16 protein-coding genes and 1 pseudogene are annotated in these 20554 nt (G+C 69.1%); 12 read left to right on the forward strand and 5 right to left on the reverse strand.

The window, feature by feature from the left end:
* Positions 1–62: 62 nt before the first annotated feature.
* The 3 genes from J7I98_RS24305 to J7I98_RS24315 form a co-directional block, all read right to left on the reverse strand.
* Positions 63–2516 (reverse strand): SpoIIE family protein phosphatase, encoded by a 2454-nt coding sequence (locus tag J7I98_RS24305; protein WP_214925380.1) that lies wholly within the window; start codon positions 2514–2516, stop codon positions 63–65.
* Between the two features lie 147 nt (positions 2517–2663).
* Positions 2664–5129 (reverse strand): MFS transporter, encoded by a 2466-nt coding sequence (locus J7I98_RS24310; RefSeq protein WP_308377916.1) that lies wholly within the window; start codon positions 5127–5129, stop codon positions 2664–2666.
* A 168-nt stretch (positions 5130–5297) separates the two neighbouring features.
* The gene (locus J7I98_RS24315; RefSeq protein ID WP_214925384.1) at positions 5298–5741 is read right to left on the reverse strand and encodes an SRPBCC family protein; all 444 of its coding nucleotides are present in this window, start codon (positions 5739–5741) and stop codon (positions 5298–5300) included.
* 136 nt (positions 5742–5877) lie between these two features.
* Here J7I98_RS24315 and J7I98_RS24320 point away from each other — a divergent pair, with 136 nt between their 5' ends.
* Together J7I98_RS24320 and J7I98_RS24325 are read left to right on the forward strand one after the other, a co-directional pair.
* The gene (locus J7I98_RS24320) at positions 5878–6903 is read left to right on the forward strand and encodes an Rv2578c family radical SAM protein (protein ID WP_214925386.1); all 1026 of its coding nucleotides are present in this window, start codon (positions 5878–5880) and stop codon (positions 6901–6903) included.
* Between the two features lie 153 nt (positions 6904–7056).
* Complete coding sequence (locus J7I98_RS24325) at positions 7057–8649, forward strand: alpha/beta hydrolase (RefSeq protein WP_214925389.1); 1593 nt, start codon at positions 7057–7059, stop codon at positions 8647–8649.
* A gap of 13 nt (positions 8650–8662) precedes the next feature.
* Here J7I98_RS24325 and J7I98_RS24330 read toward each other — a convergent pair whose 3' ends face one another.
* Positions 8663–9253 (reverse strand): TetR/AcrR family transcriptional regulator, encoded by a 591-nt coding sequence (locus J7I98_RS24330; protein WP_214925391.1) that lies wholly within the window; start codon positions 9251–9253, stop codon positions 8663–8665.
* Between the two features lie 65 nt (positions 9254–9318).
* Between J7I98_RS24330 and J7I98_RS24335 the strand changes: the two genes are divergently transcribed.
* The 3 genes and pseudogenes from J7I98_RS24335 to J7I98_RS24345 all read left to right on the forward strand — a co-directional run.
* Positions 9319–9816 (forward strand): SRPBCC family protein, encoded by a 498-nt coding sequence (locus J7I98_RS24335; RefSeq protein ID WP_214925399.1) that lies wholly within the window; start codon positions 9319–9321, stop codon positions 9814–9816.
* A 41-nt stretch (positions 9817–9857) separates the two neighbouring features.
* On the forward strand, positions 9858–9968 hold the full coding sequence (locus tag J7I98_RS42940) for a hypothetical protein (RefSeq protein WP_374225167.1): 111 nt from the start codon (positions 9858–9860) through the stop codon (positions 9966–9968).
* A gap of 243 nt (positions 9969–10211) precedes the next feature.
* Positions 10212–10370 (forward strand): annotated as a pseudogene (locus J7I98_RS24345) (GNAT family N-acetyltransferase); the annotation flags it as partial.
* Here the strand turns inward: J7I98_RS24345 and J7I98_RS24350 are convergent.
* Positions 10319–10909: an adenylosuccinate lyase gene (locus tag J7I98_RS24350; RefSeq protein WP_214925403.1), complete on the reverse strand. Its 591-nt coding sequence runs from the start codon at positions 10907–10909 to the stop codon at positions 10319–10321. The pseudogene J7I98_RS24345 and the gene J7I98_RS24350 sit on opposite strands and share 52 nt — an antisense overlap.
* Positions 10910–11232: 323 nt before the next feature.
* Here J7I98_RS24350 and J7I98_RS24355 point away from each other — a divergent pair, with 323 nt between their 5' ends.
* The 7 genes from J7I98_RS24355 to J7I98_RS24385 all read left to right on the forward strand — a co-directional run bounded on the left by J7I98_RS24355 (position 11233) and on the right by J7I98_RS24385 (position 20421).
* Positions 11233–13014 (forward strand): 3-hydroxyacyl-CoA dehydrogenase family protein, encoded by a 1782-nt coding sequence (locus J7I98_RS24355; RefSeq protein WP_214925404.1) that lies wholly within the window; start codon positions 11233–11235, stop codon positions 13012–13014.
* Between the two features lie 127 nt (positions 13015–13141).
* Positions 13142–13966 carry a TetR family transcriptional regulator gene (locus J7I98_RS24360; protein ID WP_214925405.1) on the forward strand — a complete coding sequence of 275 codons (825 nt, stop codon included), beginning with the start codon at positions 13142–13144 and terminating at the stop codon, positions 13964–13966.
* Positions 13967–14328: 362 nt separating this feature from the next.
* Positions 14329–15702 carry a crotonyl-CoA carboxylase/reductase gene (gene ccrA / locus J7I98_RS24365; RefSeq protein ID WP_214925408.1) on the forward strand — a complete coding sequence of 458 codons (1374 nt, stop codon included), beginning with the start codon at positions 14329–14331 and terminating at the stop codon, positions 15700–15702.
* Entirely contained in the window at positions 15702–17714 is a 2013-nt protein-coding gene (locus J7I98_RS24370) for a protein meaA (RefSeq protein ID WP_214925416.1), read from the forward strand. Before ccrA ends, J7I98_RS24370 begins: the two co-directional genes overlap by 1 nt.
* The gene (locus tag J7I98_RS24375; protein WP_214925419.1) at positions 17711–18682 is read left to right on the forward strand and encodes a CoA ester lyase; all 972 of its coding nucleotides are present in this window, start codon (positions 17711–17713) and stop codon (positions 18680–18682) included. Before J7I98_RS24370 ends, J7I98_RS24375 begins: the two co-directional genes overlap by 4 nt.
* A 2-nt stretch (positions 18683–18684) precedes the next feature.
* Complete coding sequence (locus tag J7I98_RS24380) at positions 18685–19188, forward strand: MaoC family dehydratase (protein WP_214925422.1); 504 nt, start codon at positions 18685–18687, stop codon at positions 19186–19188.
* 27 nt (positions 19189–19215) lie between these two features.
* Positions 19216–20421 carry an acyl-CoA dehydrogenase family protein gene (locus tag J7I98_RS24385; protein WP_214925425.1) on the forward strand — a complete coding sequence of 402 codons (1206 nt, stop codon included), beginning with the start codon at positions 19216–19218 and terminating at the stop codon, positions 20419–20421.
* Positions 20422–20554 lie beyond the last annotated feature (133 nt).

A 20554-nucleotide genomic window follows, 5' to 3' on the forward strand; every position in this document is an offset into this window, starting at 1 on the left:
ACATCACGTCAAGATCGGTCTACCGCCGGAGAGTTATGCCGACAAGTCCTCGGCGTATACCTTCACCGTGCGTTCGACCCGGGCACACGCGGCAGCGGCAGTTCGAACCACACCGTCTTGCCCTCTCCCGAACGGCTGGCACCCCACTCCCGCGCCACGGCGCTCACCACCCCGAGCCCGCGCCCCGCCTCGTCGTCCGGCCCCGCGGTCATCAGCGCCGGCAGCGCATGGCCGCCGTCCGTGACCTCGCAGAGCAGTGCGTCCGTCCGTACGACCCTGAGCTCCGCACCGCGGCTGCCCGCGTGCCGCACCGCGTTGGTGACGACCTCGCTGACCAGCAGCTCCATGCTCTCCGCGGCCTCTTCGAGCCCCCAGGCGGCCAGCTGCCCGCGCACGAGCCGCCGCGCCCGGCCCACCTCGCGCGGTTCCAGGGTCAGCTGCCACACCGCGACGTCCCGTTCCGCGATGCCGTTGAGACGGGCCATCAGAAGCGCCACGTCGTCCTTGCGATCCCCGCCGGTGTTGAGCGCGCGGATGATGGTGTCGCACGCGGCGTCCATGGACGCCGCCGGATGCGCCGCCGACTCGCACAGCGTCGCGAGCCCCACGCCGATGTCCTCGCCCCGCACCTCGACCAGGCCGTCCGTGCACATCACCAGCCGGTCGCCGGGCTCGACACGCACCCGAACGGACTCGAAAGGCACCCCGCCCACACCGATCGGCGCCCCCGTGGGCAGGGCGAGCAGCTCGCTGCGCCCGTCCGAGGCCCGTACGAGCACGGGAGGGATGTGGCCCGCGTTCGCGAGCTGCAGCTCGCCGCGCACCGGGTCGTAGACGGCGTACAGGCAGGTCGCGAGATAGTGCTCGCCGAGCCGCTGCGCCAGGTCGTCGAGGTTGCGCAGGAGCTGCGCGGGCGGCAGGTCCAGGGCCGCCATGGTCTGCACCGCCGTACGCAACTGCCCCATCATCGCTGCCGAGTTGAGGCCGTGGCCCATGACGTCGCCCACCACCAGTGCGGTGCGCGATCCGGGCAGCTTGATGGAGTCGAACCAGTCGCCGCCGACGCGCCCGAGCAGCGTTCCCGGCAGATAACGGGTCGCCGTGTCACAACCCGCCATGCGCGGGGTGACCTGCGGCAGCATGCTGTCCTGAAGGGTCTCGGCGACGCTCTCCTGGTACGTGTACATCCGGGCGTTGTCGAGTACGAGCCCGGCCCGGGCGGCCAGTTCGGCGCCGGTGACGCGGTCCATGTCGTTGAAGAGCGCGCGCCCCGGGTGACGCAGCAGGATCATGAAACCCAGCACCACATTGCGCGCCTTGAGCGGCACGACGAGCATGGAGCGCCCGCTGATCAGCGGCCTGATGTCGCGCTTCTCGAACTGCGAGGCGATGGCGGTGCCCATCTGCTCGCTGATCCGCGGTACGAGCACCGGATCGCCGGTCGTCATGCACTGGAAGAACGGGGTGTGCACGGGGAACGGCATGGCTTCGCCGACCGGCACCACATCGTCCCAGCGCCCGGGTGCGTCGACATGTTCGACGGCGACCCTGTGCCACATGGTGGTGGCGTCCGGCGGCCCGTCGGGGAAGCCCTCGCCCGCGATGACCTGCTCGCGCAGATAGGTGCCCGCGACATCGGTGAAGCGCGGCACCACGGCGGCACTGACTTCCTGGATCGTACGGGCGAGGTCGAGCGATGAACCGATGCGCCCGCTCACCTCGTTGAGAAATTCGAGCCGCTCGCGGACAGCGGCGTATTCGAGGTCGAGGTCGCATTCGAGATCGAGGTCTTCGTCGGCCGCGGTGGTGGAAGGCCCTTCGCCGGTCCGTGCGGTCCGCGGCTGTCCGGTCCTGCGGACCGCACGCCTGGGCACACCCCAGTCGGGCGTGACGGGCACCCGGTCGTGCTGGCTGAACTCCAGGACGGGATAGCCCAGTTCGAGGATCTGGGAGACGATGCGTCCCGCCTCGCCGACGCTCATGCTGGGCAGGATCTCTGGCAGCCGGCGGGCCAGCTCGTCGGATCCGGCGAACTCGGTGTGCAGGGCGAATCCGGGTGCTGTCCGCTCGATGCTGACCGCGTTCCCGGTCCGGTCCGCGCTCTCCAACCGGGCCGCGTCCGCCGCGAGTACGAGCAGCCGCTCGGGTCCGGGCCCGACCAGCGGGTACGCCCACCACAGGACGTCGACCCGCTCGCCTCCCGGCCCGTGGACCCTGGCCCTGCCCGCGGCCGGATAGGACGTGAGGCCGTTCAGCGAGTCGCCGAGGCCGGGGCCGGGGCCTTCGTACGCGTCGTACGCCGTGTAGGCGGCGTCGTCGGGGAGTGCTCCGGAGACCGGCATCAGGTCGGCTGCGGGCTGCCCCACCGCCTCTTCCCTGGAGCGGCCGAACAACCGCCGCGCGCCGGTGGACCAGTGCGACACGAGCCCGCCGCTGTCCACCACGACCACGCCAAGCGGAATCCGGCCGGTCACCGCACGCTGCCGCGGCAGCCGTGGCGGAGTTCCACTGTCCATGGGTGGGAGCCCCCTTCCCGCCGCGAGGAAGCTGCGGCTTCCCTCACCACCGTACGGCCACTGGAAGGCTGTGCGCGGCGCAACGACGCAATAGGTGGTGCGCCCGCGCACAAGGGTCTCCCGCCTGCCCGTGGCCGTTCATAACGGTCAGTCCTCGTGGCCGAGTTGGAGATCGCGTTCGGATCGTCCGCCGCCCGCGATCTGGAGGACGGTGGCGACCGGCGGATAGCCCGCGGCGATCACCGTGTACTCGCCGGACGACAGATCGATGAAGCGGAAGCTGCCGTCGGGACCCGTGGTGAGCGTGTCCACCACATTGCCGGCGACGTCGAGCAGCGTCACGCGGGCGTCCTCGACAGGCCTGCCGCCGCTCGCCCGTACGGTGCCGCGCAGTACCGCTCCGCCCGCCAGCTCGATGTCCTGCCTGGTCTCGCGCGAGGCCTGCACGCTGACCGGGAGCGCGGCGGGCCGGAAGGCGGGGGCGCTTCCCGCGAGCGTGTACTCGCCCGCGACCAACTCCGTGATGACATAGCCCCCTTCGCGCCCGCTGCGGGTGGATGCGACGACCTCTCCGCGTACGTCGGTGAGCGTCACGGCGGCGTCCCGCACCGGCGTGCCGTCCGCCGTGTGCACCGTCCCTGCGAGCCGCCCCGCGCCGCCGAGCACGACGTCGAGCTCGACCGGGCGTTCGCCGACGGTGACAGTGACGGCCTGCGGCTGGTGTCCGCCGGCCGCCGCGATCATCACGTACGCCCCTGGCGAGGGCACGCTCAGCGCGTACCGCCCGTCGTCACCGCTCGCACCGCGCCCGACCTGCCGCCCCGACACGTCGATGAGAGTGAGGGCGGCGCGCGGGACGGTGGTGCCGTCGTGGTGCTGGACGGTGCCGTGGACGGGGACCCCGGAGAGGTACGGGTTCTGGGGCGCGGACGGCGAGGGGGAAAGTGAGGGTGAGGGGGACGACTGGGAGTACGACGCGGTGCGGGCCGCCGGGACAGCCGTGGGGGCGTTGTGGGACACCAGCGGTTTCTCCTTGAGGAAGCAGGCGATGAGCAGGCCGAGTACGAGCACCGGCACGAGGTAGAGGAAGATCCGCGGCATGGCTTCGGCGTACGCCTCGATGTAGGCGTCGCGCAGCGCGGGCGGCATGGCGTGCACGAGCTGCGGGGTGATGCTCTGCGGGTCGGGGAGGTCGGCTCCGGCGGGCAGCCGCTCGGCGAGGGCGTCGGTGAGCCGGTTCGCAAGGAGCGTGCCGAAGACGGCGGCGCCGATGCTGCCACCGATCTGCCGGAGGTAGTTGTTGGCGCTGGTGGCGGCGCCGAGGTCGGTGGGGCGCACGGAGTTCTGCACGGCGAGGACCAGCACCGGCAGGACGAGGCCGATCCCGGTGCCGAGGATGGCCATCCAGATGCTGTAGTGCAGCCGGGAAGTGTCGGCCTCCAGCCGGGACAGCAGCCACATGCCGACCGCCGAGAACGCCACGCCGACGACCGGGTAGATGCGGTAGCGGCCGGTGGCACTGATGAGCTGGCCCGAGACGATCGAGGCGATGACCACGCCGCCCATCATGGGGAGCATCAGCAGCCCGGACTCGGTGGCGCCGGCGCCGGCGACCATCTGCAGGAAGGTGGGCAGGTAGCTCGCGGCGCCGAAGAGCGCGATGCCGACGACCGCGCCGACGAGTGAGGTGATGGTGAAGACCGAGTCGCCGAACAGCCGCAGCGGCACGACCGGTTCGGGCGCGTAGGACTCGACGACGATGAAGAGCAGAGTCGTTCCGGCAGCGCCCGCTGCGAGACCGAGGACGATGCGCGAGTCCCAGGCGTACTCCGTACCGCCCCAGCTGGTCAGCAGGACGAGGCAGGTGGACGCGGCGGCGAGCAGCAGCGCGCCGAGTACGTCGAGTCGCGGGCGTACGTCCGGCTTCGGGAGCTTCAGCACCACGGCGATCAGGGCCATGGTGAACAGGCCGAAGGGTACGTTGATGTAGAAGCACCAGCGCCAGGAGACGTGGTCGGTGAACAGCCCGCCGAGCAGGGGTCCGGCGATGGAGGCGAGGCCGAAGGCGGCGCCGATGAGGCCCATGAAGCGGCCCCGGGCCCGGGGCGGCACGATGTCGGCGACGATCGCCTGGACGCCGATCATGAGACCGCCCGCGCCGAGGCCCTGGACGGCGCGGAAGGCGATGAGCTGGTCCATGGTGCGGGACCGGCCGGCCAGTGCCGATCCGACGACGAAGACGAGGATCGCGACCTGGAAGACGCCCTTGCGGCCGAAGAGGTCGCCGAGTTTTCCGTAGACCGGCAGGCCGATCGTGGCGGTGAGCAGATAGGCGGTGATCGCCCACGACATCCGGTCCAGGCCGTGGAGTTCACCGACGACCTTCGGGAGGGCGGTGACCACGATCATCTGCCCCGGCGCCGCGAGAAGCAGCGCGAGCATCAGCCCGAAGAAGACCAGCCGGACGCGGCCCGGGCTGAGCGGCAGGCCCGCGGCCTCTGGGCCGACGGGGAGTTGGGGTGGTGGAGGGCCGAACTCTCCTGCCGCTCGGCGCCCTTCGTGGGCGGGCTGCTCTGCGGCCTGCCCGCCCTCCACCAGAGTGGTCCCGCCCACGTACTGCTCCCCTCGTCACAATGCGCCGCCCATTTCTCGCATTGCGTGAGAAGGGGGAGCAACCGCGACGAAGGGCGCGGGAGGCGTACGCGGGCGGCTACACCCCCGGTGGGAGCCCCTACGGCGCACGACCGGCCGATGGGGAAGACCACTCGAACCGGTGATGGGCTACTTCTGGACCTCGGCGGCGAGGTTGGCGAGCAGGGCGTCGTAGATCCGGCCGAGGCCCTTGGGGGCGAAGGTCTTCTCGAAGAAGCCGCCGATGCCGCCGGCGCCGTTCCAGACGGTGCTGACGACGGCCTTCGACTTGCCCTCGCCGGCCGGGGTGACGGTCCAGGTGGTGACCATGGACGAGTTGCGGTCCTTCTCGACGAGCTGCCCGTCGGTCGGCTCGGTCACTTCGAGCAGGCAGTCGCGGATGCGCTTGCTGGTGGCCTGGAGCTTCCAGTGGACGAGAGTGCCCTCGCCGTCACCGCCCTCGCGCACCTCGAACTCGCTGAAGTGCTCGGGGAGGATCTTCGCGCGCGTGCCGCTGTAGTCGGCCAGCGCATCGAACACCGCCTCCGCATCCGCCGCGATGATCCGCTCCGTCGTGGCCTCGACCTGCGCCATGCCTGTTCCTCCAGCACTCGGTTTTTCGGGGGTGCGGCTACCCAACCACCTCCGGTCCGCCGCCCAAAATCGGGGGTTGCAGCAATCAAGGGAACAAGTGTTCTATTCTGAGCTCAGTGCTACCGAGGAGGCGCTCATGCGCTGGGACAATCTGGCCGAAACCCCCGCCATCGGGAACCCCGCGCTCTTCGGAACGGACGCGGTCACGACCCGCACCTTCGACACCCCCGAGTTCCGCGGGATCACCTTCCACGAAGTGCGGGCCCGCTCGATCCTGAACCGGGTGCCGGGCGCCTCACGCATGCCGTTCGAATGGACGGTCAATCCGTACCGCGGCTGTACGCACGCCTGCGTCTACTGCTTCGCACGCAAGACCCACAGCTATCTGGACCTCGACACCGGCCTCGACTTCGACACCCGGATCATCGTCAAGATCAACGCCCCCGAACTGCTGCGCCACCAGCTCGCCTCCCGCACCTGGCAGGGCGCGCACATCGCCATGGGGACGAACGTCGACTGTTACCAGCGCGCAGAGGGCCGCTACCGGCTGATGCCCGGCATCATCACCGCCCTGCGCGACCGCGCGAACCCCTTCTCGATCCTGACCAAGGGCACGCTGATCCTGCGCGACCTCGACCTCCTTGTGCAGTCCGCCCAGGTCACCGAGGTCGGCATCTCCGTCTCCGTCGGCTTCACCGACCAGGAACTGTGGCGCACGGTCGAGCCAGGTACGCCTTCCCCGGAGCGCCGCCTCGACGTCGTACGCACCCTCACCGACCACGGCATCGGCTGCGGCGTGCTGATGGCCCCCGTCATCCCCTTCCTCGGCGACTCCCCCGATCAGCTGCGCGCCACCGTCCGCGCCATCGCCGCATCGGGTGCGACGTCGGTCACTCCGCTCGTACTCCATCTGAGGCCGGGCGCGCGCGAGTGGTTCATGGCCTGGCTCGGCGATCACCATCCGCACCTGGTGCGGCGGTACGAGCGGCTGTACGCCGAAGGGGCATACGCACCCAAGTGGTACCAGCGGCGGATCACCCGACAAGTGCACGAACTGGCCACGGAGTTCGGCATCGGCCCGTCGGGTCCCGGCCTGCACCGGCGCGTCCCCGAGCCGGCGAAGCCGGAGGATCCCGGCCCGACGCAGCTCACACTCCTGTGACACACCTCTGATAATTCTGACAATCCGCCTGACATTCCTCTGACGCCACACGCGTCAACAAAGGGTCAGAAGCCCACCTTCCGGGCGCCGTTTCCGGCACCATGCGGCGGGGGCTGTGTCACTCACAGCCGCTTTCCCCCGACGGGAGGCCAAGTGAAGAAACGCGCAGGAGTTCTGTTCGCCGCCGGTGCGACGGTGGCGGGACTGATCACGGCCGTACCGCCCGCGGTCTCGGCCGACGCCGGTTCCGCGACCGCCGCGGCGCGCACCGCACTCAAATGGACCGACTGCGGCACCAAGAAATACCCGGCGCTCCAGTGTTCGTCCGTCAAGGTCCCGCTCAACCACGCGGACCCGCACGGCAAGCAGATCACCCTCGCCCTTTCGCGTGTCCCGCACACCGCGAAGACCTTCCAGGGTCCGCTGCTGGTCAATCCGGGCGGCCCCGGCGGCAGCGGCCTTTCGATGGCCGGATTCGTCGCGACCTCGCTGCCCAAGGAGGTCGCGGCGCAGTACGACGTCATCGGCTTCGACCCGCGCGGCGTGGGCAGGAGCGAACCGGCGCTGAACTGCCGTCCCGGGCACTTCTCGCCCGTACGGCCCGATTCGGTGCCGCGCAGCGAGGAGGACGAGCGGGTCAATCTCGACCGGGCGAAGGCCTTCGCCACGGCGTGCGCCACCAAGTACGGCGGGCTGCTGCCGTACATGGACACGGTGAGCACCGCCAGGGACCTGGACGTCGTCCGCCGCGCCCTGGGCGCGCAGCAGATCAACTACTTCGGCTACTCCTACGGCACCTACCTCGGCGCCGTGTACGCGAAGCTCTACCCGCAGCGGGTGCGGCGGCTCGTGCTCGACAGCATCGTCGACCCGACCGGTGTCTGGTACGACGACAACATCGGGCAGGACTACGCGTTCGACGCCCGCCACAAGGCGTTCGCCGCATGGGTCGCCAAACACAACACGGCGTACAAGCTCGGCAGCGACCCGGCGAAGGTCGAGGCCAAGTGGTACAAGATGCGCGAGGCGCTGCGCAAGAACCCGGCGGGCAAGAAGGTCGGCCCGGGCGAGCTGGAGGACACGTTCCTGCCCGGCGGCTACTACAACGGCTACTGGCCGCAGCTGGCCAAGGCGTTCGCGTCGTACGTCAACGCCAAGGACGCGGGCCCGCTGGTCGGAGAGTACGAGAACTTCGGCGCCATCGGTGCCGCGGGCGAGAACAGCTACAGCATCTATGCGGCGGTGCAGTGCCGTGACGCGCCGTGGGAGCGCGACTGGGGCTTCTGGCACCAGGACAACTGGAACGTGCACGCGAAGGCGCCCTTCTCGACCTGGAACAACGCCTGGTACAACGCCCCGTGCGCCTTCTGGCCCACGCAGTCGCTGAATCCGCCGAATGTCTCCAACGACGAGCTCCCGCCGGCGCTGATGCTCCAGGCGACCGAGGACGCCGCCACGCCGTACAGCGGCGGCGTCACCCTGCACCGCATGCTGCCCGGGTCGAGCCTGGTCGTCGAGGAGGGCGGCGGCAACCACGGCGTCACGCTGAGCGAAAATGCCTGCCTGGACCGGTACTTGGCGGACTACCTCACCACCGGCAAGGTCCCGCGCGCGAAGGACGGCGGTGACGCGGACGCGGTCTGTACGGCCCTGCCCGACCCGAAGCCCCTGCCTGCCGCGGCCAGGGCGAGTACGGACACGTCGAAGGGCGGTGCGCTGCACCGCCTGATCGGCTTCCGCAGCTGATACGACCGACGGCTCACAGGTCCGACAGAAGCAAGGCCGTGCTGTCGGCGGCCAGTTGTTCCGCATGTGCGGGGAGGCGCCCGCCTCCCCGCACATGACGGCGTACCAGCGCGAGCGGCAGGTCGACGAGCGCGAGTGCGATGCGCTCGGTCTCGACGGTGCCGGCTGCGCCGAGCGCGGCCGCCATCGCGGAGATCTCTCCGAAGACCCGGCGATTACCCTCGTCCGCGCGGTCGGCATACTCCCGCGCCCACTCGCTCCTGCCGAACGCCTCGGCGCCGTGCAGCAGCAGCGCGACCTCCTCGGGATGCGTACGGCTCCAGGCCACCACATGCCGCGAGGCGGCGACGGCGGCCTGCCTGGGGTCGTCGCCGGATGCGGTCAGCACCGCGGCGTATCCCTCCTGGAATCTCTCGACCGTACGCAGCCACACCTCGGCCAGCAGTGCGGTCCTGGACGGGAAGCGGTGATAGACGGAGCCGCTCGGGGCGCCGACGGCCTTGGCGACGGCGGCCATGGTGACGGCGGCCGGGCCGCCCTCGGCCGCGAGCCGCACGGCGGCGTCGAGGAGGAGCGGAGTGTCGTACCGGGGTGGTCTTGCCATGTTCTGGAGAGTACCCTCCAATTAATTAGAGAGACCTCTCTGAAACCAGCCCCGGGAGTATCCCCATGGCAGTGTCAACGTCAGCCTTCAACGTCCACGAGCGCCTTCTGCCCGCCACGGCAAGCGAAGTCGGCGCCCTCATCGACACCCTCGCCACGCCCGGCGACCTGCTCTGGCCGGGCGACGACTGGCCGCGCATGTCCCTGGACAACGGCCTCACACCCGGCTCCAAGGGTGGCCACGGACCGGTGCGCTACACCGTGACGTCGTACGTCCCCGACAAATGGGTCCGCTTCACCTTCAGCGGGCCGCGCGGCTTCGACGGTTTCCACGAGCTCACCGTGCACGCCGTCGACGACGGCCGGACCGTGCTGCGCCACACCCTCGCCATGAAGGTCCGGGGCCCGGCCCTGCTCACGTGGCCCCTGATGTACCGGTCGTGCCACGACGCGGTCCTCGAAGACGCCCTGGACCGCGCCGAGTCCGCCCTCACAGGCAAGGTCGCCCGCCCGGCCCGCTGGAGCTGGTACGTCCGTCTGCTGCGGCGGCTCGCCCCTCGTTAGAGTGCCGCCCATGAGCGGCGTACAGCTACGGGCTGAACGCCATCTACGTACTACCGGAGCACCAAGCGACCGGCGTCGGCCGCGCCCTCACCACCGAGATACTCGCCCGCGCCGCCGCCGAAGGCTCACCGGTTCGAATTAGCCAACCGTAGTGATGCTGTGGCAGAGTGTGACTCGCACGCTCGGCGCCCAGGCGACGTCGGGCACCCTCCCCGGTCAGGACGTAAAACAACTGACCGGTCAGCGTCCGGAGGGACGTGCCACGCGGGCCGACGGCTTTGGCCATCGGCACCAGGGCACGAAGGCGATCGGTGTCACGGGGCGATTCCCGGGTTCTGATCCTGTGCAACCCACAGGATCACTAAGCCGATCAGAGACGCTTCCCGTACATGCGCCTCACGGAGAACACCGAAGCCCGCCGTTTCTACGAAAAGGCGGGCTTCGCACCCGACGGCGTCGAGGCTCCGTGGGACGTGGACGGCGTCGCCGTCCACGAGACGCGTTACGCGAGGCGGCTCAGCGCGGCGGACGCCGCGGCGCTCAACCGCGGGTGACCCAGGGCCGCTTCGAGCACCGGACGCGCCCGCGCGTCCCGCAGCTGCCCCAGACCCTCGACGCACGCGAGCGCCACCCGCCAGTGCGGGTCCTGCGGGGCGAGCAGCCCGCGCAGGGTGGTGATCAGCGCGGGTACGGTCTCGGGCGCCCGGAGCTCGGTCAGCAGCCGCACCGGGTGCAGCGCGTACGCCGTGCGCAGTGTGTTCGTCGCGAGCGCGGCGGCCGCGCGCGCGGTGCGCGGGTCGCCGAGGCGGGCCAGCGCATGGGCGGCACTGACGCAGCGCTCCGGGTCGCGGTGGTTGAGGAGGAGCACCAGCGTCTCGAAGGCTCGCCGGTCGCCCGCGCAGCCGAGCCGGAAGGCGGCTATTTCCCGGGCCCAGAGGGGTCGTTCCGTCTCGGTGAGGACACGGGCCAGTTCGTCCCGGTCCTCCGTGGCGATCAGCCGCTCGTAGGCGACCGGATCCCCCGCCGACTGCCCTGCCGAACCGTGTGCCTCGCCCCGCACCCGGTCCACGAGCGACCGCAGCTCCTCATCCATGCCCGCCAGCGTATCGGCGTCGTACAGGCGTCTCAGATCACATCGCTCCAGGGCTGGCGCGCTCGTTACTCGCCGGTTAACCTCAAGTGAGCGGGCAACCCCCCGCTTGATTGATCACCCTCAGGGCGGCCTGGTGACGCAGCCGCCACGAGTGTTCGTCGGTTCGGTTCTCTTCTGTACGACGCGACTCCGGGACAGAGTCCGTCGGCCCTGCACCACGACCTGCAGTTACTCCGCACGCAACTCTCTTTCGCCGTGCGCCCTTCGGCGTACCCGCGGTGCGTGTGCCACCTCAGTCGTCACTCATTCTCTGGAGTCCCGTGATGGACACCCCTCTCTCCACCGTCGCCGTGATCGGTCTCGGCACCATGGGCACCGGCATCGCCGAGGTCCTCGCCCGGGCCGGCCGTGAAGTCATCGGCATCGATGTCAGCGACGCCGCCGCACTGCAGGCCGTTGCCGCACTCGAAGCCTCCACCGCCCGCGCCGTGCAGCGCGAGCGGATCACCGAGGAGGAGCGGCGGGACGCCCTCGCCCGCTTCCGTACCTTCTCCGACCTCCAGGCCGCGGCGGACGCCGACCTCGTGATCGAGGTCGTGACCGAGTCGTACGAGGCCAAGCAGGAGGTCTTCCGCGCCCTCGACTCCATCGTGCGCCCGACGACGATCATCGCGACCGGCACCAACGCGCTGTCCGTCACGCGTCTCGCCGCCGACTCGGCGCACCCCGAGCGCGTCCTCGGCCTGCACTTCTTCAACCCGGCGCCCGCGATGAAGCTGGTCGAGGTCGTCTCGTCCGTGCTGACCGCGCCCACGGCGGTCGAGGCCGTCACCACGCTCGCCCGCGACCTGGGCAAGGAGCCGGTCGCGGTCGGCGACCGCCCCGGTTTCGTCGCGGACGGGCTGCTCTTCGGTTACCTCAACCAGGCCGCGGCGATGTACGAGGCGAAGTACGCCTCCCGCGAGGACATCGACGCCGCGATGCGGCTGGGCTGCGGCCTGCCGATGGGCCCCCTCGCCCTGCTGGACCTGATCGGCATCGACACGGCCCGTACCGTCCTCGACGCGATGTACTCCGAGTCGAAGGACCGGCTGCATGCGCCCGCCCCCATCCTCAAGCAGCTCAGTGAGGCCGGTCTGAGCGGCCGCAAGTCGGGGCGCGGTTTCTACACGTACGAGGGCGCGGGCAGCCAGGTCGTGGTGCGCGACGCGCTCACGCCGCTGGAGTCGGCAACCGCCGCCACGGGACGGACCGTGCAGTCGGTCGGCGTCGCCGGTTCCGGCACGATGGCGTCCGGTATCGCGGAGGTATTCGCCAAGGCCGGGTACGACGTGGTGCTCGCCGCCCGCAGCCAGGAGAAGGCGGAGACGGCCAAGTCCCGTATCGCCAAGTCCCTTTCGCGCTCTGTCGACAAGGGCAGGATGATGGCCGAGGCGCGCGACGAGACGCTGGCGCGGGTCACCCCGGCCGGGTCGCTCGACGCGTTCGCCGACGTCGACCTGGCCGTCGAGGCGGTGGCGGAGGACCTGGAGGTCAAGCAGCAGCTCTTCGCGACGCTCGACAAGGTCTGCAAGCCGGGCGCGGTGCTCGCCACGACCACGTCCTCGCTGCCCGTCGTGGCCTGCGCCCGCGCCACCTCGCGCCCGCAGGACGTCATCGGGATGCACTTCTTCAACCCGGCGCCCGCGATGAAGCTGGTCGAAGTGGTCCGTACGGTGCTCACCTCCGACGATGTCCACGCGACCGTCCGCGAGGTCTGCACGAAGATCCGCAAGCACCCGGTGGACTGCGGCGACCGGGCCGGTTTCATCGTGAACGCGCTGCTCTTCCCGTACCTGAACAACGCGATCAAGATGGTCGAGCAGCACTACGCGACGCTGGACGACATCGACGCCGCGATGAAGCTGGGCGGCGGCTACCCGATGGGTCCGTTCGAACTCCTCGACGTCGTCGGCCTGGACGTCTCGCTCGCCATCGAGCAGGTCCTGCACCGCGAGTTCCGCGACCCGGGCCTGGCGCCCGCGCCGCTGCTGGAGCACCTGGTGGCCGCGGGCTGCCTCGGCCGCAAGACGGGACGCGGCTTCCGGGAGTATGCCCGACGCTGAGCAGGAGAGTGCGACCGGATGGGGCGGGCTGCTGGAACCTCCCGCGCAGCCTGCGGCGTGGGAAGGACCTCCCGGCAGCCCGCACCCACAGGCGCGCTCTCCTGCGCATATGCAGTACGTTCGGGGCATGTCCCAGCCCGCTTCCGCACCCCGACGCCCGTCCCGTACGAACTCCGCGTCCGACGCCCCTGAAAGCGCCGCGGGCAGCCGCGCGGCGGCGCAGCGGCTCAAGATGCGCCGTGAGCTTTCGGCCGCGGCGATGGAGCTGTTCGCGACGAAGGGGTACGAGGCGACGACGGTCGACGAGATCGCCGCGGCGGGCGGGGTCGCGCGCCGGACCTTCTTCCGGCACTTCCGCTCCAAGGAAGAGGCGATCTTCCCGGACCACGACGACACGCTCGTCCGCGCCGAGGCTGTGCTCAACGCGGCGTCCCCGCACGAGCATCCGCTCGATACGGTCTGCCGGGGCATCAAGGAAGTCATGAAGATGTACGCGGCGTCTCCCGCGGTCTCGGTGGCCCGCTACAAGCTGACCCGCGAGGTTCCCACTCTGCGCGAGGCGGAGATCGCCTCGGTGGCGCGTTACGAGCGGCTGTTCACCCGCTATCTGCTGGGCCATTTCGACGAGCACGACCACCATGACGGCAACGACGACCCGCTGCTGGCCGAGGTGGCCGCGTCCGCGGTGGTGACGGCGCACAACCATGTGCTGCGGCGCTGGCTCCGGGCCGGCGGGCAGGGCGACGTGGAGGCGCAGCTGGACCACGCGTTCTCGATCGTCCGCGACACCTTCGGCACGGGCATCGGTGCGGGCCGCTCGTCGTCGGCCGCGGACCGCGCGCCGGTGGCCACCACCCGGACGGACGATGAGGTGCTGGTGGCAGTGGCCCGCACGGACGCCCCTCTCGACGAGGTCATGCGCACGATCGAGCGGGCACTCAAGCAACGCTGACGAGACACTTTCCGCTCACCGAGACGCCGGTCGCCCCTGATACCTGGGGCGGTCGGCGTTTTTTGCTGGGCGCATTCGATCGATCATCGCTCACCTGAGGTGAGCTTTTCACAGCTGAGTGAAATTACTGGCACGCAGTGTCTTGTCACTTGGCACGGGGTGCCATACGTTGTGGTTGTCGGGCGGCCGACGTGCAGAGACCATTCGTACGTCGGCTGTCCCCGTAAGCCAAGTGCTTGCGCGCCCGGCCGCCTGCGTCACCAGGCAACCTTCGCGCCACCCGCGCCGCACCAGCAGCACCGCCGAACCGACGGCACACCTCCACAGCACCACCCCCCGTCCCCATTCGCCGGAGGCACCCCGTGAAGGAAATCCTGGACGCGATCCAGTCGCAGGACAGTACGGCCGCAGACTTCGCTGCCCTGTCCATCCCCGAGTCGTACCGCGCGGTGACCGTGCACAAGGACGAGGCCGAGATGTTCGCCGGCGTCGCCAGCCGCGACAAGGACCCCCGCAAGTCCCTCCATGTCGAGGACGTGCCGGTGCCCGAGCTCGGCCCCGGCGAGGCGCTGGTGGCGGTCATGGCCAGCTCGGTGAACTACAACTCCGTCTGGACCTCGATCTTCGAGCCGGTGTCGACCTTCGGCTTCCTGGAGCGGTACGGCAGGCTCAGCGACCTCAGCAAGCGCCACGACCTCCCGTACCACGTCATCGGCTCCGACCTGGCGGGCGTCGTGCTGCGCACCGGACCCGGCGTGAACGCCTGGAAGCCCGGCGACGAGGTCGTCGCGCACTGCCTGTCCGTCGAGCTGGAGTCGTCCGACGGCCACAACGACACGATGCTCGACCCCGAGCAGCGCATCTGGGGCTTCGAGACGAACTTCGGCGGCCTCGCCGAGATCGCGCTCGTCAAGTCCAACCAGCTGATGCCCAAGCCCGACCACCTCAGCTGGGAGGAGGCGGCGGCCCCCGGCCTGGTCAACTCGACGGCGTACCGCCAGCTCGTCTCGCGCAACGGCGCCGGTATGAAGCAGGGCGACAACGTCCTGATCTGGGGCGCGAGCGGCGGACTCGGTTCGTACGCCACCCAGTTCGCGCTGGCCGGTGGCGCAAACCCCATCTGTGTCGTCTCCAGCGACCAGAAGGCGGAGATATGCCGCAAGATGGGCGCCGAGGCGATCATCGACCGCAGCGCCGAGGGCTACAAGTTCTGGAAGGACGAGCACAACCAGGACCCGCGCGAGTGGAAGCGCTTCGGCAAGCGCATCCGTGAGCTGACCGGCGGCGAGGACGTGGACATCGTCTTCGAGCACCCGGGCCGCGAGACCTTCGGCGCGAGTGTGTACGTGACGCGCAAGGGCGGGACGATCGTCACCTGCGCGTCGACGTCCGGCTACAACCACGAGTACGACAACCGCTACCTGTGGATGTCGCTGAAGAAGATCGTCGGTTCGCACTTCGCCAACTACCGCGAGGCGTGGGAGGCCAACCGTCTGGTGGCCAAGGGCAAGATCCACCCCACCCTGTCGAAGGTGTACTCGCTGGAGGACACCGGCCAGGCCGCGTACGACGTCCACCGCAACCTGCACCAGGGCAAGGTCGGCGTGCTGGCGCTCTCGCCCCGTGAGGGTCTCGGCGTGCGGAACCACGAGCTTCGCGAGCAGCACATCGACGCCATCAACCTGTTCCGTGACGCGCCGGCGGAGCGGACCAACAAGCACAGCCGGAATGTGTAATGACTGAGCGCAAGAAGGACCGGCCCTGGCTCATCCGGACGTACGCCGGTCACTCGACCGCCGAAGCGTCCAACGAGCTGTACCGCAACAACCTCGCCAAGGGCCAGACCGGTCTGTCGGTCGCGTTCGACCTTCCGACGCAGACCGGCTACGACCCCGACCACATCCTCGCCCGCGGCGAGGTCGGCCGGGTCGGGGTCCCGGTGTCCCATCTCGGCGACATGCGGCGGCTGTTCCAGGACATCCCGCTGGAGCAGATGAACACCTCGATGACCATCAACGCCACGGCCATGTGGCTGCTGGCGATGTATCAGGTGGTCGCGGAGGAGCAGGGCGCGGACATCACCAAGCTCCAGGGGACGACGCAGAACGACATCGTCAAGGAGTACCTGTCGCGCGGGACGCACGTCTTCCCGCCGGTGCCGAGCCTGCGTCTGACGACGGACATGATCACCTACACGGTGAACAACATTCCCAAGTGGAACCCGATCAACATCTGCAGCTACCACCTCCAGGAGGCCGGTGCCACACCGGTCCAGGAGATCGCGTACGCGATGAGCACGGCCATCGCCGTTCTCGACGCCGTACGGGACAGCGGTCAGGTGCCGGCGGAGAAGTTCGGGGACGTCGTCGCTCGTATCTCCTTCTTCGTCAACGCGGGCGTCCGCTTCGTCGAGGAGATGTGCAAGATGCGCGCCTTCGGCCGCATCTGGGACAAGGTCACGCGCGAGCGGTACGGCATCGAGAACGAGAAGCAGCGCCGCTTCCGCTACGGCGTGCAGGTCAACTCGCTCGGCCTGACCGAGGCGCAGCCGGAGAACAACGTCCAGCGCATCGTCCTCGAAATGCTGGCCGTCACCCTCTCCAAGGATGCCCGCGCCCGCGCCGTTCAGCTCCCTGCCTGGAACGAGGCGCTGGGTCTGCCCCGCCCCTGGGACCAGCAGTGGTCGATGCGCATCCAGCAGGTGCTCGCCCTGGAGAGCGATCTGCTGGAGTACGAGGACATCTTCGCGGGGTCGCACGTCATCGAGGCCAAGGTGGAGGCGCTGGTCGCCGAGTCCTTCGCGGAGATGGACCGTATCGAGGAGATGGGCGGCGCGATGGCGGCCGTCGAGTCCGGCTACCTCAAGTCGCAGCTGGTCTCCTCGCACGCGGAGCGCCGCGCGCGTATCGAGGCCGGCGACGAGAAGATCGTCGGCGTCAACTGCTACGAGGCCACCGAGCCCAGCCCGCTCACCTCGGACCTCGACGGCGCGATCATGACGGTCGACCCGGCCAACGAGGCGCGCGTCGTGGCGAAGCTCCACGAGTGGCGCGACAACCGCGACGAGGCCCGCGCGACGGAGGCCCTGGCAGCCCTCAAGAAGGCCGCCGCGGGCACCGAGAACATGATGGCGGCCACCGTCGAGTGCGCCCGCGCGGGCGTCACCACTGGCGAGTGGTCCTGGGCGCTGCGCGACGTCTTCGGCGAGTTCCGCGCGCCGACGGGCGTGAGCAGCGCCCCGGTCGCGGTCACCGCCGAGGCGGGCACCCCGCTCGCGCTCGTACGGGAGAAGGTGTCCCGTACGGCGGACGATCTGGGCTCCGGAAGGCTGCGTCTGCTGGTCGGCAAGCCCGGCCTGGACGGGCACTCCAACGGCGCCGAGCAGATCGCCGTACGAGCGCGCGACGCGGGCTTCGAGGTGGTCTACCAGGGCATCAGGCTCACGCCCGAGCAGATCGTCAGTGCCGCCCTCGCCGAGGACGTGCACTGCGTCGGCCTGTCGATCCTGTCCGGGTCGCACGCCGAACTGGTGCCGGACGTGCTGGTACGGCTCCGCGAGGCGGGCGCCGCGGACATTCCGGTGATCGCCGGCGGAATCATTCCGCCTGCGGACGCCGCGGAGCTGCGGGCTGCCGGAGTGGCCGCAGTATTCACCCCGAAGGACTTCGGCATCACGGAGATCATCGGCCGTATCGTCGACGAGATCCGGAAAGCGAACAAGCTCGACCCTCTGGAGGTCCTCGCATGACCACGCCCACGCCCGTGAACCGCCTGCGCCCGCGCCGCTCCTGTCTGGCCGTGCCGGGCTCGAACCCGCGGTTCCTGGAGAAGGCCCAGGGCCTCCCGGCCGACCAGGTCTTCCTCGACCTGGAGGACGCGTGCGCGCCGCTCGCCAAGGAAGGCGCCCGGCACACCATCGTCGACGCGCTGAACAACGGCGACTGGACGGGCAAGACGCGGGTCGTGCGCGTCAACGACTGGACGACCCACTGGACGTACCGCGATGTCATCACGGTCGTCGAGGGCGCCGGCCCGAACCTCGACTGCATCATGCTGCCGAAGGTCCAGGACGCCCAGCAGGTCGTCGCGCTCGACCTCCTCCTCACCCAGATCGAGAAGACGATGGGCTTCGAGGTCGGCAAGATCGGCATCGAGGCGCAGATCGAGAACGCCAAGGGCCTGGTGAACGTCGACGAGATCGCCGCCGCCTCCCCGCGCCTGGAGACCATCATCTTCGGCCCGGCCGACTTCATGGCCTCCATCAACATGAAGACCCTGGTCGTGGGCATGCAGCCGCCCGGCTACGGCGCGGACGCGTACCACTACATCCTGATGCGCATCCTGATGGCGGCCCGTACGCACGACCTCCAGGCGATCGACGGCCCGTTCCTCCAGATCCGCGACGTGGACGCGTACCGCGAGGTCGCGGGCCGTGCGGCGGCGCTGGGCTTCGACGGCAAGTGGGTGCTGCACCCCGGTCAGGTCGACGCGGCCAACGAGGTGTTCTCGCCCTCCCAGGAGGACTACGACCACGCGGAGATGATTCTCGACGCGTACGAGTGGTGCACGTCCGAGGCGGGCGGCAAGAAGGGCTCGGCGATGCTCGGCGACGAGATGATCGACGAGGCGAGCCGCAAGATGGCGCTGGTCATCTCCGGCAAGGGTCGCGCTGCGGGCATGCAGCGCACCTCCAAGTTCGAAGCTCCGGAGGCCTGATCATGCAGTTCGGACGCACTTACGAAGAGTTCGAGGTCGGCGCCGTCTACAAGCACTGGCCCGGAAAGACGGTCACGGAGTACGACGACCACCTCTTCTGTCTGCTCACCATGAACCACCACCCGCTGCACATGGACAGCAATTACGCCGAGAAGACCACCGACTTCGGCAAGAACGTCGTCGTCGGCAACTACATCTACTCGCTGCTGCTGGGCATGTCGGTCCCGGACGTCTCCGGCAAGGCCATCGCCAACCTGGAGGTCGAGTCGCTCAAGCACATCGCGCCGACCTTCCACGGCGACACGATCTACGGCGAGACGACCGTCCTCGACAAGACGCCGTCGAAGTCCAAGAACGACCGCGGCATCGTCTACGTCGAGACGAAGGGCTACAAGCAGGACGGCACCGTCGTCTGCGTGTTCCGGCGCAAGGTGATGGTGCCGACCGAGACGTACATCAAGGAGCGCGGCGGCGAGCAGCCCGGCCGCCCGGCAGCGTCTAATTAACTACGCCAAGGTTCAGGAGAAGTAGTCATGGCCCGTCTCGCCCAGACCGCCGGTCTGACCGACATCCAGCAGGAGATCCTGGCCACCGTCAGGAACTTCGTCGACAAGGAGATCATCCCTGTCGCGACCGAGCTGGAGCACCGCGACGAGTACCCGACGGAGATCGTCGAGGGCCTCAAGGAGCTCGGCCTGTTCGGGCTGATGATCCCCGAGGAGTACGGGGGCCTGGGTGAGTCCCTTCTCACATACGCGCTGTGTGTCGAAGAGATAGCTCGTGGCTGGATGAGCGTCTCCGGGATCATCAACACGCACTTCATCGTGGCGTACATGCTCAAGCAGCACGGCACGCAGGAGCAGAAGGACACCTTCCTGCCGCGCATGGCGCTGGGCGAGGTGCGTGGCGCGTTCTCGATGTCGGAGCCGGCGCTCGGTTCCGACGTGTCGGCGATCACGTCGAAGGGCGTGAAGGACGGCGACGAGTACGTCCTGAACGGCCAGAAGATGTGGCTGACGAACGGCGGCTCGTCCACGCTCGTCGCGGTCCTGTGCCGCAGTGACGAGGGTCTCCCCGAGGGCACCGCCCCGCACAAGCAGATGACGACCTTCCTGGTGGAGAAGGAGCCCGGCTTCGGCGAGGTGCGTCCGGGTCTGACCATTCCCGGGAAGATCGACAAGATGGGCTACAAGGGTGTCGACACCACTGAGCTGATCATGGACGGACTGCGCATTCCGGCCAATCGGGTACTCGGCGGCACCACCGGCCGAGGGTTTTACCAAATGATGGACGGCGTCGAGGTCGGCCGCGTCAATGTGGCGGCGCGTGGCTGCGGTGTCGCGCAGCGTGCGTTCGAACTGGGTGTCTCGTATGCCCAGCAACGTCACACTTTCGGCAAGCCGATCGCCCAGCACCAGGCGATTCAGTTCAAGCTCGCCGAGATGGCTACCAAGGTCGAGGCCGCTCATGCGATGATGGTGAATGCAGCACGCAAAAAGGACTCCGGGGAACGAAACGACCTTGAGGCAGGGATGGCGAAGTACCTCGCCTCCGAATACTGCAAGGAGGTAGTCGAGGACGCCTTCCGTATCCACGGTGGATACGGGTTCTCGAAGGAGTACGAGATCGAGCGCCTCTACCGCGAGGCGCCGATGCTGCTCATCGGTGAAGGTACCGCCGAGATCCAGAAAATGATCATTGGTCGGCGGCTCCTCGAAGAGTACCGATTCCAGGGCTGATTGCTCACTTTGCGGCGAAATGCCCGCGGAGAAGATCACACCCTGTCATCGTCTTCAGGCCGTCGACTCGGCTTCTGGCTTGCCCAGTTGCGGCCCGCAACCGCTAACATCGCCGGAAAGCCGCCGTCCCCCG

The sequence above is a fragment of the Streptomyces sp. ISL-98 genome (assembly GCF_018614055.1).
Taxonomy (GTDB): Bacteria; Actinomycetota; Actinomycetes; order Streptomycetales; family Streptomycetaceae; genus Streptomyces; species Streptomyces spiramyceticus.